Source organism: Modicisalibacter sp. (assembly GCF_055145905.1).
Genome location: NZ_JBSREH010000023.1, coordinates 23,817 through 37,634 on the forward strand (window position 1 = coordinate 23,817; position 13,818 = coordinate 37,634).

12 protein-coding genes and 1 riboswitch are annotated in these 13,818 nt (G+C 67.1%); of the genes, 7 read left to right on the plus strand and 5 right to left on the minus strand.

All coding sequences use genetic code 11. The annotated features are described in order from the left end of the window. The 3 genes from ACTCB7_RS07805 (at position 1) to corA (ending at position 2,704) form a co-directional block, all read left to right on the plus strand. Positions 1 to 729 (plus strand): ABC transporter permease, encoded by a 729-nt coding sequence (locus ACTCB7_RS07805; RefSeq protein WP_463006215.1) that lies wholly within the window; start codon positions 1 to 3, stop codon positions 727 to 729. Between the two features lie 134 nt (positions 730 to 863). Next, positions 864 to 1,634 carry a transporter substrate-binding domain-containing protein gene (locus tag ACTCB7_RS07810; protein WP_463006216.1) on the plus strand — a complete coding sequence of 257 codons (771 nt, stop codon included), beginning with the start codon at positions 864 to 866 and terminating at the stop codon, positions 1,632 to 1,634. Between the two features lie 116 nt (positions 1,635 to 1,750). After that, entirely contained in the window at positions 1,751 to 2,704 is a 954-nt protein-coding gene (gene corA / locus ACTCB7_RS07815) for a magnesium/cobalt transporter CorA (protein WP_463006217.1), read from the plus strand. Positions 2,705 to 2,734: 30 nt separating this feature from the next. On the opposite strand, the gene cadR is transcribed toward corA, so the two are convergent. From cadR to ACTCB7_RS07830, 3 genes are all read right to left on the minus strand, one after another. Continuing rightward, positions 2,735 to 3,193, minus strand: a complete 459-nt coding sequence (gene cadR / locus ACTCB7_RS07820) for a Cd(II)/Pb(II)-responsive transcriptional regulator (RefSeq protein ID WP_463006218.1) — start codon at positions 3,191 to 3,193, stop codon at positions 2,735 to 2,737. A 227-nt stretch (positions 3,194 to 3,420) separates the two neighbouring features. After that, positions 3,421 to 4,149, minus strand: a complete 729-nt coding sequence (locus ACTCB7_RS07825) for a glutamine amidotransferase-related protein (protein WP_463006219.1) — start codon at positions 4,147 to 4,149, stop codon at positions 3,421 to 3,423. Positions 4,150 to 4,302: 153 nt separating this feature from the next. After that, complete coding sequence (locus ACTCB7_RS07830) at positions 4,303 to 6,636, minus strand: putative bifunctional diguanylate cyclase/phosphodiesterase (RefSeq protein WP_463006220.1); 2,334 nt, start codon at positions 6,634 to 6,636, stop codon at positions 4,303 to 4,305. 375 nt (positions 6,637 to 7,011) lie between these two features. Between ACTCB7_RS07830 and ACTCB7_RS07835 the strand changes: the two genes are divergently transcribed. From ACTCB7_RS07835 to ACTCB7_RS07845, 3 genes are all read left to right on the plus strand, one after another. Then, a complete protein-coding gene (locus tag ACTCB7_RS07835) occupies positions 7,012 to 8,115 on the plus strand; it encodes a malate dehydrogenase (protein ID WP_463006221.1) in 1,104 nt (367 codons plus the stop codon). 84 nt (positions 8,116 to 8,199) lie between these two features. Further along, positions 8,200 to 8,886, plus strand: coding sequence for an SDR family oxidoreductase (locus ACTCB7_RS07840; RefSeq protein WP_463006222.1), 687 nt, complete (start codon positions 8,200 to 8,202; stop codon positions 8,884 to 8,886). Positions 8,887 to 9,098: 212 nt separating this feature from the next. Continuing rightward, positions 9,099 to 9,326: an XRE family transcriptional regulator gene (locus ACTCB7_RS07845; protein ID WP_240464645.1), complete on the plus strand. Its 228-nt coding sequence runs from the start codon at positions 9,099 to 9,101 to the stop codon at positions 9,324 to 9,326. An 87-nt stretch (positions 9,327 to 9,413) separates the two neighbouring features. Here the strand turns inward: ACTCB7_RS07845 and ilvD are convergent, their stop codons facing one another. Together ilvD and ACTCB7_RS07855 are read right to left on the minus strand one after the other, a co-directional pair. After that, positions 9,414 to 11,108 (minus strand): dihydroxy-acid dehydratase, encoded by a 1,695-nt coding sequence (ilvD, locus tag ACTCB7_RS07850; protein ID WP_463006223.1) that lies wholly within the window; start codon positions 11,106 to 11,108, stop codon positions 9,414 to 9,416. Positions 11,109 to 11,428: 320 nt separating this feature from the next. Continuing rightward, on the minus strand, positions 11,429 to 12,826 hold the full coding sequence (locus ACTCB7_RS07855; RefSeq protein WP_463006224.1) for an SLC5/6 family protein: 1,398 nt from the start codon (positions 12,824 to 12,826) through the stop codon (positions 11,429 to 11,431). Beyond that, positions 12,816 to 12,929: riboswitch (TPP riboswitch) on the minus strand. Its footprint overlaps the gene before it by 11 nt. Before the next feature lie 154 nt (positions 12,930 to 13,083). Between ACTCB7_RS07855 and ACTCB7_RS07860 the strand changes: the two genes are divergently transcribed. Then, complete coding sequence (locus ACTCB7_RS07860) at positions 13,084 to 13,773, plus strand: hypothetical protein (protein ID WP_463006225.1); 690 nt, start codon at positions 13,084 to 13,086, stop codon at positions 13,771 to 13,773. The last annotated feature ends 45 nt before the right edge of the window (positions 13,774 to 13,818 follow it).

The window sequence follows — 13,818 nt, forward strand, 5'->3', positions numbered from 1 at the left end:
ATGGAACAGCTCAACGCCTGGTTCACCCGGCTGCTGGCCGACAACGAGATCTTCACCGCCCAGACCATCGGCTACTACGCCCATGGCCTGGCCAACACCGCGCAACTGGTGCTGCTGTCGCTGCTGATCGGCCTGATGCTCGCCGTGCCGCTGGCCATCGGCCGCAGCTCCTCCCGCCCGTGGGTGAAGTGGCCGATCTTCCTCTACACCTACGTGTTCCGCGGCACGCCGCTGCTGATCCAGCTCTACATCATCTACTACGGCGTGGTGTTCGTGGACGGCATCCAGGACACCTGGCTGTGGCTGATCCTCGAGAAGCCCTTCTACCCGGCGCTGATCGCCTTCACGCTGAATACCGCCGCCTACACCACCGAGATATTCCGCGGCGCGATCAAGGCCACGCCGAAGGGCGAGATCGAGGCGGCCCGGGCCTACGGCATGTCTCAGGCCAAGATGCTGCGGCGGATCGTGCTGCCCAGCGCCTTCCGTCGCGCACTGCCGGCCTACGGCAACGAGGTGATCTTCATGCTGCACGCCAGCGCGATCGCCAGCGTGGTGACGATCATGGACCTCACCGGCGCGGCCCGCTTCGTCTATGCGCGTTTCTACGCGCCCTTCGATGCCTTCCTGTTCGTCGCGGCGATCTACCTGTGCCTGACCTTCGGCATCCTCTACCTGTTCCGCTATCTGGAGAAACGACTGCTGGCCCACCTCAAGCCGCAGACCTGAGCCGGCGTCAAACGAGCGTTGGAAAACTGTCGGCCCACGCCGCTTTTCCGACTTCCGGCCGATGCCCGGGTGCGCTACCGTGTCCGGGTCATCGACCACGGTCGATCAATACAAGAAACTGGGGGATTCGTTTCATGAAAAAACTGCTTACCGTCTCGCTGCTCAGCGCTGCCGTGCTCGCCGGCACCGCCCAGGCCCGCGACTACGACACCGTGCGCTTCGGCGTCGACGTGCCCTACGAGCCGATGGAATACCGCCTGCCCAACGGCGACCTGACCGGCTTCGACATCGAGCTGGGCAACGCCCTGTGCGACGAGATCGGCATCGACTGCACCTGGACCGTCCAGGGCTGGGACGGCATCATTCCGGGCCTGCTGGCCCGCAAGTACGACGCCATCATGTCCTCGATGACCATCAACGATCAGCGTCGCAAGCAGGTGCTGTTCTCGGATCCGTACTTCACGCCGCCGTCCGCCTGGTTCGCCCCGGCCGACAGCAAGATCACCGTGCCCTCCAAGCAGACCCTCGAGGGCAAGACCATCGGCGTGCAGCGCGGCACCCTGCAGGACAACTACGCCACCGACATGTTCGGTGACGTCGCCGATATCAACCGCTACTCCACCGCCGATGACATGGTGCTGGACATGGACGCGGGCCGCCTGGACATCGTCTTCCTCGACTTCCCGGTGGGCAAGTCCACGCTGCTCGACAGCAACGACGGCGACTACAAGATCGTCGGCAAGATGATCAGCGAGCCCAAGAAGTACTTCGGCGACGGCTTCGGCATCGCCTTCCGCAAGCGCGACAAGGAACTGGCCGAGAAATTCGACGCCGCCCTCGACACGCTCAAGGAAAACGGCACCTACGACAAACTCTACAAGAAGTACTTCGAAACCAAGCAGTGACCCCGCCGCCCCGGCACCGCGCCGGGGCGTTTTACCGCCGAATCACGGCAACGGTTGGCTTGATGCGTCCGACCCCCTAATCTGGTCGCACTTACCCGCTGCACTCAAGGCCGTCGATGATTCGCACCTTTCAACTCCAGCGCCAGACCATCAAGGAAGTCTCCGAGGACACCCTGCCGCTTGCCGAACGCCTGTCCCGGGCGACCTGGATCGACGCGCACGAACCCGATGATGTCGAGCGCGAACGACTCAACGCCTTCCTCGCCGACGAGCTGCCCGCCACCGACGACGTCGAGGAGATCGAGTCCTCGGCCCGCTACTTCGTCGACGCCGACGGCATCCACGTCCACTCGCTGTTCCTGTCGCAGAGCGAGGGTCGGCACGGCAACACCACGGTGGCCTTCATCCTCCAGCCGGAGCGGCTGATTACCTTCCGCGACTGCGAGCTCGCCGACTTCCGCCTGCTGCGCCTGCGTGCACGCAGCGGCCAGGTCGAGGCCGACTCGGCGCAAACCCTGATGATGACCATCTTCGAGCAGAAGGTCGAAAACCTCGCGGACACCCTGGAGGACATCCACCGCAAGCTCGAGGACGTCAGTTATCTGGTGCTTGAGGAGGAGGACTCGGACCTCGAGGACGCCATCGACCAGCTCGCCAAGCTCGAGGACAGCAACGGCAAGATCCGCCTGTGTCTGATGGACACCCAGCGCTCGGTGTCCTTCTTGATCCGCCACCTGCGCGGCCACGGCGAACTGCAGGAAACCGCCCGGGAAGTGATGCGCGACGTCGAGACGCTGATGAGCCACACCGCCTTCCTGTTCGACAAGATCAACTTCCTGATGGACTCCACACAGGGCTTCATCAACATCCAGCAGAACCAGATCATCAAGATCTTCTCGATCGCCGCCGTGGTCTTCCTGCCGCCGACCCTGGTGGCCAGCATCTACGGGATGAACTTCGAGCACATGCCCGAGCTTTCCTGGCCTTACGGCTACCCCTTCGCCCTGGGCCTGATGGTCGCCGCCGGGGTGTCACCGTATCTGTACTTCAAGCACAAGAACTGGCTGTAGGATGGACGCCGGGCAGCGAGCGGGCAGGCCTCAATGAGAGTGGGCGCCGCCGATATGCTCCACCGCCGAGGGCGGCGCATCGCTCCCCTCCTCGTCGGCGGGTTGCGCCAGCTCGCGCAGGATGCCGCAGTCCTGGGTTCCGCCGTCGCCCCGACAGCGCGCCCGCAGCTCCAGCAGCGCACCGCGCAGGCTCTCTAGCTGGGCCAGCCGGCTCTCGACATGGCCGATATGTTCGTCGATCAGGGCATCGACCTCGGCGCAGTCACGCTCGGGATGATCGCGGTGCATCAGAAGGGTGCGAATCTCGTCGAGGGTCATGTCCAGTGCACGACAATGGCGAATGAATGTCAGGCGCTCCACATGCGCGCCGCCGTAGAGACGATAGTTGCCGCGGCTGCGGGCGGGGGCCGGCAGCAGCCCCTCGCGCTCGTAGTAGCGGATGGTTTCCACCTGGCAGCCGGTACGACGCGCCAGTTCCCCGATCTTCATGAACACTCTCCCGCCGCGCCCCGACGCGGTTTTCGGCCTGTCGTGGGTGACCCTAGCGCGCCGCGCCGGCGCTGGCCAGCGGAGAGACGCCGCACGCGGAGCGCGTCATGCCCGGCACGCCATGGCGGACGCCAGGGAAAGGCTGGCATGGAACCTGCCGGAAATCGGACGCATCGCCTGGGCGGCGGTACCCCGCGGGGTATCGCCGCTGCTTTTGGGCAGCCCCTTCAACCGCGCGAGGCACGCCGCTCGTTCGCCTGGCGCAGGAAATTCAGAATCCAGCGTGCCATCACCTGGTCATCCACCGGCGCATTGAGCGACGCCAACCCTTCGCGCACCCGGTTGGCCGGCACCAGATCCCGGCGCCGCGTCATCAGGTCCGCCGAGTAGGCCTTGGCGAACTCCGGATGGCCCTGTACGCCGAGAAAGGCCTCGCCGACCTGCATGACGTAAATCGGGCAGAAGTCGCTCTCGGCAAGCAGCGTCGAGCCCTCCGGCATGCGCACGACCTGATCCTGATGGCTGACCACCAGGTCGAGGCTCTCCTGCCAGGGTTCCATCCACTCGGCATGGCGGGTAAGGCGATTGAACGACATGCCCACGCCCCAGCCACGCTCGCTCTTGACCACCTCGCCGCCCAGGGCCCGGGCGATCAGCTGGTGGCCGAAGCAGATCCCCACCAGCGGCTTGCCGGCGGCCCACAGCTCGCGCACGAAGCCGCACAGGGCCTCGATCCAGGCATCACCGTCGTTGACCCCATACTTGGAACCGGTGGTCATCCAGGCATCCACGGCATCGACATCGTCGGGCAGCTCGCCGTCGAGGCAGCGCCAGACCCGAAACTCGACCGTGGGATCGACGCTGGTAAACAACCGTTCGAACATCGCCGGATAGTTGCCGTGACGAGGCTGCAACGCCTCGTCGACGTCATCACACTGCAGCAGACCGATTCGCATGGGCGGTGACTCCTTGATCATCGATGAAAGGCATCGGGCTCCGGGAAGAACCCGGTCGACCGTCGATATCCTGACGATAACTTGCCCCTCTCGCGAGCGCATCCGGCATGGCATCCAGTCCCCGGGAACGACGGGCAATGAACAGCGCGCGGACTACCCCTGGGGCATGGAGTCCGTCGCACCGGCCACCGCCTTCAGGGACGACGCCAGCGCCGCATACGGCATCGGCCGGTGGAAGAGAAAGCCCTGGAAGGCATGGCAGCCGTTGGCCTCGAGAAACGCCTGCTGGTCATGGGTCTCGACCCCTTCGGCGACCACGTCCAGCGCCAGATGCCGCGCGATGGCGATGATGGTCTGGACGATGGCCGCATCGTTGGCGTCCTCGAGCTCCTGAATGAAGCTGCGATCGATCTTCAGTTCGTCGAGCGGCAGGCGCTTGAGATAGGACAGCGACGAGTAGCCCACGCCGAAGTCATCGATCGCCAGCCCCACTCCGATGCGCTTGAGGCCATTCAGCGTCTCGATGGCGGCGTACAGGTCATCGATCAGCACCCCTTCGGTGATCTCCAGCAACAGCCGGGCGGGGTCGATCCCTGCCGCATCGACACACGCCGCGACGCGCTCGAGGAAATCGCGGCGCGCGAACTGGTGCGGACTGATGTTGACCGACAGCCGCGGCAGCCGGGTCGCCGGCAGCCGCCGCAGCGCCTCGCAGGCCTCGCGCAGCACCCAGTCGCCGAGCTCGAGAATCAGTCCGGTCTCCTCTGCCACGGGGATGAACTCGGCGGGCGAGACCATGCCCAGCGTGGGGTGCTGCCAGCGCAGCAGGGCCTCGGCACCGGTGATCCGCTCGTGACGCCCCACCTGCGGCTGGAAATACAGCATGAGCTGGTCCCCCGAGGCGAGCGCCTGGCGCAACCCCTGTTCCAGCGCCAGATGATGCAACGCGGCGGTGCGCATGCTCGGCAGGTAGTGGCGCACGCAGGCCCTGCCTGACGCCTTGGCCTGATACATCGCCGTCTCGGCCTGCTTGATCAGCTCCATGGCGCTGGCGGGCGTCGCGCCGAACAGGGCGATACCCAGACTCGGCGTGATGGTGAGCGTTCGCTCCGCCACCGGATAGGACACCGACAGGGACGCCACGACCCGCTCGGCCATCTGCTGGGCGTCGGTCTTGGCCCGGGCCAATGTCTCGCCGAGCGAATCCAGCACCACCACGAACTCGTCACCGCTGAGCCGGGCGGCCACGCCACCGTCGCCCGACAGCGTATTGAGCCGTTCGGCAACCAGCATCAGCAGCCGGTCGCCGGCGGCATGACCCAGCGACTCGTTGACCTTCTTGAAATGATCCAGGTCGATGAACAGCACCGCGCCATGCTCGCCACGACGCCGGCACTGCGCCTGTGCCCGGGCCAGCCGATCCAGCAACAGTCGCCGGTTGGGCAGGTTCGTCAGTGGGTCATAGAAGGCCTGCCGGTGAATGGTGGCCTCGGCCTGCCGGTGTTCGGTGAGATCCTCGATGATCGCCATGCCGCCGACGATGGCCCCCTGCTCGTCGCGAATGCCGCTGAACAGGGCCCGCATGGGCCGGGTCTGGCCGGAGAGCACCGCCGTGTAATCGCCCTCGAAGTGCCCCTGGCCCTCGGTCAGCGCCTGCGTCAGCGCACGGCATACCCGGGTATCCCGCAGGGTGGCGGGCAGGTCGAGTCCGATCAGCCCGGCGCGGGACGTGCCGATGAGGTCCACGAAGCGATCGTTGCAGTCGAGAATCCGGCCGCGAGCATCGAAATGAAAGACCCCCAGGGGCGAGGCCTGGAAGACCGCCCGATAGCGGGCCTCGCTTTCCCGCAGGTCCTGCTCGCGGCGCTGGCGATCCGCCTCGAGCCGCAGTTTCTCGCGCAGCACGCTGCTCCAGCGCTGGCTGGCGCCGATCACGAACACCAGGAAGACCCCGACCATCAGGGCCAGCTTCGAGGCCAGCGGCGTGTCCATCCGGGCATACTGGAACGCCATCGGCAGCGCCACCGGTACCAGGCAGACGATCGCCGCCGCCCACAGCGGTGACAGGGTCGTCACGGCCCCCGCGCTCACCCCGGCGACGGTCAGCACCAGCGCCGGCTGATACGCCGGCTCATGCGGGAACAGCCAGATGACCGCCGCGCCCCAGACACTGCCGGTCAGCAGCGCCCCGCCCAGGGCCAGGCAGCGCCAGCGCGGATGCCGCCGGGCGGCATGGTCCAGACGGCGGAAGTACACGCCGATTCCACAGCGCACCATCGACACCAGCAGCATGACCAGCAGCCAGGCCAGCAGGGCCCCGTGGGCGACCACCGGCCAGAGAATGCCCACCAGGAGGGCCGCCCCTATGACGCTGAACAGGCAGGGCTGCCAGAGCCCCTGATACAGCATCGCGACCTGCTCATCGCGTATCCACTGTTCCGCCGGATCCCCGCGTTTGCCACCCGACCCGCTCAGCCAGCCCGTCACATTCCGGCTCCTGTTTCCCTGCTACTTTTTCACGAACGCTTTTACGAACAAGCGGCGGGCACGGCACCAGGCGTTCGTGCCCACCGCCTTCATGGACGCATTTCATGCCCTGGCATGAAACGTTTCATCAAGAAAATACTGTCTCGTGACGATACGCAAGACCCCGAAGGGCGAAACCGGCCGAAGGGAACGTACGCGGATCATCGATCAAGGTCGAAGCGGAATTTCCGTCAGTCCTGCTATGCTTGCGGAGGAATCGGTCGTCACCACGACTGATGAAATCCTGTGTTCATCACCCGGCCGGGGCTTTCCGGCATCGACCAGGAGGGGCACCACGGCCGGCATTACCGTTCAACGAGCCTAGGGAAGTCCGACATGAAGCGTCCGTTTCGCATTGCCGTTACCGGTGCCGCCGGTAGCATCAGCAACTCCCTGCTTTTCCGTCTTGCCGCGGGCGAGGTCTTCGGCCCCGACCAGCCGCTCATCCTGCAGCTGATCGAGCGTCCCGAGGCCATGGAAGCACTGCGTGGCATGGCGATGGAACTCGAGGACTGCGCCTTCCCGCTGCTGCACAACGTGCGCCTGCACGACAATGTTCAGGACGGTTTTCGCAACGTGCATTTCGCCTTCCTGGTGGGGGCCAAGCCGCGCGGGCCCGGCATGGAACGCGCCGACCTGCTGTCCGCCAACGCCGAGATCTTCAGCGCGCAGGGGCGCGCACTCAACGATTACGCCAATCCCGACGTCAAGGTGCTGGTGGTCGGCAACCCGGCCAACACCAACGCCCTGATCGCCAGCCGCAACGCCCCGGACCTGTCGCCCTCCCAGTTCACGGCGATGAGCCGGCTCGACCACAACCGCGCCCAGGGCATGATCGCCAACCGCTTCGGCTGCAACGCCAGCGACATCCGCAGGGTCGCCATCTGGGGCAACCACAGCGCCACCCAGTACCCGGACCTGCATCACGCCACGGCCATGGGTGAGCCCGTGTGGCCGGAGCTGGACCCCAAGTGGGTGGACGAAGAGTACATCCCGCGGGTCCAGAAGCGCGGCGCCGAGATCATCGCCGCCCGCGGCCAGTCGAGCGCCGCCTCGGCCGCCCAGGGGGCCATCGATCACATGCGCGACTGGTACTTCGGCACCCCCGATGACGACTTCGTCAGCATGTGCGTGGTGTCCGACGGCAGCTACGGCGTGACCAAGGGCATCGTCTTCTCCTTCCCGGTACGCTGCCGCTACGGGCGCTACGAGATCGTCCAGGGCCTGCCGATCGACGAGGCCGCCCGCAAGCGCATCGAGACCACCGAGAAGGAGCTGATCGACGAGAAGGCCGGTGTCGAGCACCTGCTGCCCGCCGAGACCGAGGCCGCCCACCTCAACCTGCGCACCACGCTGCGCTCCGGCGCCTCGCGCTACGGCGAGGAGGACACCCTCGACGACAGCGAGGCCAGCGTGCTGCGCACCGATCGAGTGCTGTAACCGGCCTCTGTCGCGCGGGCACGCAAGGACGTGCCCGCGCGCCGCTCACCGACAGCAGGCAATCACCGGAGCGAGGAGATGACGATGAACGATCGCGTATTCCTGATCACCGGCGCCTCCAGCGGCATCGGCGCCGCCACCGCCCGAGCCGCCCATCACCAGGGCTACCAGCTGGCGCTGGCCGCCCGCTCGACGGACAGGCTCGAGTCCCTGGTCCAGGAGTTCGGCCCGGAAAAGGCCCTGGCCCTGACCTGCGACGTTACCGACATGGACGCGCAGCAGGCCATGATCGACCAGACCCTCGAGCGCTTCGGGCGCATCGACGTGGTCTTCGCCAACGCCGGCATGGGCGGCTCTCCCGGCGGCTTCAGCAGCGCCGACCACCGCGTGTGGCGCGACATGCTGATGACCAACGTCTACGGCGTGGGGCTGACGATCCAGGCCGCCCTGCCGGCCCTGCGGCGCAGCCAGGGACATATCCTGCTCACCGGCTCCGCCGCCGGCCGGACCACCATCCCCGGCTCGATGTACAGCGCCAGCAAGTGGGCCGTGACCGGCATCGGCTACAACCTGCGCGAGGAACTGCGCGGCAGCGGCATCCGCGTCACGCTGATCGAGCCCGGCATGGTCGACACGCCGTTCTTCGACCAGCCGCCCGAGACGGCCCTCAAGGATCGCGACATCGCCAATGCCGTGATGTACGCGGTGAGCCAGCCGGAGCATGTCGATGTCAACGAGATCCTGGTCCGTCCGACCCCGGCACCGGAATGAGACGCGGGGAAGCGTCGACCTGGCGTTGATTGGCGTTGACGCCGGTCAAGCGAAAAGTCGCTCGCCCCTCTGGCCTAACGCGAAAAAATTGCGCATCCTGATGTCGTCCAATCGTCAGATAACGGAGCCCCATGGACGCGGTACGAAGACGTAGCGACTGTGTCAGACCGGCACAGTCAGCCACTCGACAGCGCGACTTCGATGTCAGAGACATGGAACGCCGCACCCGACTGATGCGTGTCGTCACCCGCCGCATCGCCCTCTCCGAACTCGGCAATCGGGAAATCGCCCGACGCGCTGGTGTTCCCAGCCAGCGCATCAGCGACCTGCTGGCCGGTCGCCTGGAGCACTTCTCCGCCGAGGAGCTCAAGGCCATCCGCGACAGCATGCCGGCCGTCGCCGAGGACATCGACGACCCCCTGCAGCCCACGCCACCCTAGACGTCAAACGCCTCTCGTGTAGCAGCCAGCTCCTCGCCGGCCCGGCCGCCCGTGTGTATCCCTCACGACGGCCGAGCCGGGCACACGTCACTCGGGCAGGTCGGTCACCGCCCCCAGCGAGGCCGAACTCACCGTGCGCGCGTACTTGGCCAGCACGCCGCGGCGATAGCGCGGTGCCGGCTGGTGCCAGGCGGCGCGACGCCGCTCGAGCTCCTCGGAACTCAGGGCGACATCGATGGTGTCAGCCTCGGCATCGATGGTGATCTCGTCGCCGTCCTCGACCAGCGCAATCGGCCCGCCGTTGAACGCCTCGGGCGTGACGTGGCCGACCACGAAGCCGTGGCTGCCGCCGGAGAAGCGCCCGTCGGTGATCAGCGCCACCGCATCGCCCAGGCCCCGGCCCATGATCGCCGAGGTCGGGGTGAGCATCTCGCGCATCCCCGGTCCGCCGCGCGGTCCCTCGTAGCGGATCACCACCACGTCGCCGGCGACCACGGTGCCGTCGTTGATACGCGCCTGGGCCTCCTCCTCGGAACCGAACACCCGCGCACGGCCGGTAAAACGCGTGCCTTCCTTGCCGGTGATCTTGGCCACCGCCCCCTCCGGAGCCAGGTTGCCACGCAGGATGCGCAGGTGGCTCTGTGCCTTGACCGGGGCATCGAGCGGCTGAATGATTCGCTGATCGCCGGGATAGGGCGCGACGTCGGCCAGGTTCTCGGCCAGCGTGTGCCCGGTCACGGTCAGGCAGTCGCCATGCAGCAGGCCGGCATCGAGCAGCATCTTCATCAGCGGCTGGATGCCACCGATCGCCACCAGCTCGCTCATCATGTAGTGGCCACTCGGCCGCAGGTCGGCGAGCACCGGAACGCGCCGACCGAGGCGCGTGAAGTCATCGAGCGACACCTCGACACCAATCGCGCTGGCCATGGCGACCAGATGCAACACCGCATTGGTCGAGCCGCCCAGGGCGATGACCACGGTGATGGCGTTCTCGAAGGCCTCGCGGGTCATGATGTCGCTGGGACGAATGTCGCGCTCGAGCAGCTCGAGCACCGCCGCCCCGGCGGCACGGCTGTCGTCGCGCTTGGTCTGTGACACGGCGTTCTGCGCCGAACTGCCCGGCAGGCTCATGCCCAGCGCCTCGATCGCCGAGGCCATGGTATTGGCGGTGTACATGCCGCCGCAGGATCCCGGCCCGGGAATCGCCGTCTCCTCGATCTGCTTGAGCTCGATGCGGTCGATGTCGCCGCGGGAATGCGCGCCCATCGCCTCGAACACCGAGACGATGTCGGTATGGTTCTCGCCCGGCAGAATGGTGCCGCCATAGACGAACACGCCGGGCCGGTCGAGGCGCGCCAGGCCGATCATGCAGCCCGGCATGTTCTTGTCGCAGCCGCCGATCGCCACTACACCGTCGAAGCCCTCGCAACCCGCCACCGCCTCGATCGAGTCGGCGATGATCTCGCGCGAGACCAGCGAGTACTTCATGCCCTCGGTGCCGTTGGCGATACCGTCCGAGATGGTAATGGTATTGAAGATCACGCCCTTGCCACCGGCCGCATCGGCGCCGTCACGCGCCGCGTCGGCAAGATCGCCGATATGGCTGTTGCACGGCGTCACCTGGCTCCAGGTCGAGGCGACGCCCACCTGCGGGCGGGTGAAGTCCTCGTCGGAAAAACCCACCGCCCGCAGCATGGCGCGGCTGGCGGCCTTGCCCGGCCCGTCGACGACCGGGCCGGAGTAACGGCGACGCGGGTCCGGGGTGTTGCTCTGATCGCTCATCGGTCCTCTCCACGGCTGCACGATGTCATTTCAACATAGCGCCTCAGTCTGGGAGCGGACCGGAGAGGACGCAAATACCGCGCCCCTTGGCAGGGCAATCGCCGCTGGGTCTGGCAAGGGATGTCGGGGACAGGTCAAAGAGGGGGTCCGACGTCAGGGCCGAAAAGAGTTCCCTTCAATTTCGGCATTCCCGCCATCCATGGCGGTCAGATGGCGTCGGTAGCGCCCATGGAAGGGTTCACAGCGCCCCCTCGCAGACCTGTCGACGGATCAGCCCGAACGATAATGCTAACTTCGACCTCTTGCCCACCTCGGTCTGCTCAGCCCGCCTGCCAGGCGGAGTGCGGGCGCACCAGTGCCACCAGCAGCGCCACCGCACTGGAAATCGCCAGGGCGCCGGCAAACGGTGCGAGCGTGGTTTCGCCGCCCGGAAAGCTTGCCGCCAGCAGTGCATCGCCCAGACTGCCCCGGGCGATCCAGTCCGGCAGGATGGCACCGACCAGACCGGCCACCGCGCCGGCAGCAGCGGCCGGCGCGCTCATCCGTGGCCACAGCCCCATCAGCACCGGCACCACCGCCGTGGCACACAGCAGATCGGCGATCAAAAACAGCCGCAGCACCGAATAGCCCTGCAGGGCCACCAGCACCGCCGGCACCATCAGCGCCAGGGTGATCCAGCGCGCCGCCGTCAGCGAGACGCCGTGGCGGCTCAGCGCCTCGCCCTCGCCGACCAGCAGCGAGGCGATACCGTTCTGCAGAGTGTCGACGCTGGAGGCCACCAGCGTCACCGCCAGTACCAGCACCAGCAGGGTCAACCAGGCCGGCGCTGCATCGAGCAGCGCGAAAAAGGGCATCGGCGGCTGGCCGAGATCAGCGCCGCTCATCGCCGCCAGGATACCCAGCCCGCCGACCACCGCCACGACCAGCACGGTGGTGACGCCGCCCAGCACCGCGCCACGTCCCAGCGCGGCGCCATCACGGGCCGCCCAGACCCGCTGCCAGTAGCCCTGGTGGAAGAGATTGGCCGCCGTCACCGCGATGACCAGAGTCACGGCCACATTCAGCGCCTCGCCGGGCGGCACACTCGGCATGGCGGCATCGGCCGGCAACGCGGGCAGGTCACCCAGGACCGCGCCTGTCACCAGCACCAGCAACACGCCCAGCAGCAGGGCCTGCCAGCGGTCGGTGACCAGGCTGGCCCGCAGCCCGCCCCAGGCGGTGTAGGCCAGCGTGGTCAGCGCCACGGCCACGATCGCCACGCTGCCCGCCAGCGGCGAGAGCAGTGCGGTGATACCGCCGATGGCACTCAGCTCGGCGGCCAGAAAACAGGCCATGTACAGCACCGAGAGCAGGGCCACATAGCGGCGCATGCCGGTGCCGAAGCGCTCGGCGGCAAACTCGCCGATGCTGCGCCCCGCCGGCAGCCGACGACGAATCGCCGGCCCGCACAGCGCCAGCACGATGAACGGCAGCGCCGAGCCGATGGCATAGCCGGCCAGCGCCACCGGACCGACGAAGGCCCCGACTTCCGGCGGCGCGAAGAGAATCCAGGCGCCCATGCCGGACGCCAGGAAGGATAGCCCCAGCGTGGTGCCGCGCTGCGAGTTGCGCGCCGTCACGTAATCATCGAGGGGCGAGTCGGCGCGTCCGGCGCGCAGGCCCAGAATGGCAAACAGCAACAGGGCCGCGCCCAGCACGGCCAGGGTGGCAAGATACATGTCGCACTTCCTCCGCCGGTATTGACCGGATCAGGTTCCAGGGTCTGCGCCGCGGCCGGCACACTCTCAGCCCCGATCGAGCGGGGCTCCCCTGGCGACGTTGAATGTCGGGATGATTAAAGTTTTGCGGATATCGGTCGATAGGAGCGAGTATCCGTCCTGCATTCGACCCCTGCCGACGGCAACGCGCCGCCTCGGGGTCGTGAAGCGATCTCACTCTACCAGAACACCAGACAACGATCAGATCCGAGATCCCCATGCCATACCACGAAGCCCAGGAACATGTGCCGGGCCGCCTGCACCGCCTCTTCGACGATCCCTACCAGGCCTTCGGCAATGACATTCCGGACCGCTGGAGCCACCTGCCGCGTGCCCTGCAGGCCCTGCTGGCCCCGGCCCTGGAGGCGGACAGCCTGCGGCTTCGCGTCGTGCATGGCTGGGAAAACGGCGACTTCGACCCGCGCCACCTGCAGCACAGCGATCATGCCCTGACCAGCCTGGACGACATGCGCCAGGTACTCGCCGCCTACACCTCGGCCCGGGCCGAAGGCCGACCGTCGCCCTGCGACAGCGCTTCGCTGCTGGCTGAGCCCCTGGAAGACGCCATCCGCCGCGCCGAGGCCGCCGGCCAGCCGATCGACGACGCCACGCGGCACAGCCCCGCCCGCTGGCCGGCCTTCGCGCAGGGTCTGACCCTGTACACCCTGTTCAAGGTCTACAACCGCCTGACCTACGGCGAGGACGATGACTACCGCTCGACGTACTGCCTCACCCCGCAGGGCGAACGCGAGATTCACGAGTTCCATCTCGAGGAGGGGGAGTTCGCGGTCATCCTGCCGCGGGACGCGGATCCGGACGTCGCAACCCTGCTGGTCCTGCACGAGAGCCAGCTGGAGCCGATGATCCAGCTGCTCGAGCGCTGCGGGATCGCCCCCGCGCGGCGCTGATTCGACATCGGCCCCGCCTCTCTCGAGGCGGGGCCGTATTGTCAC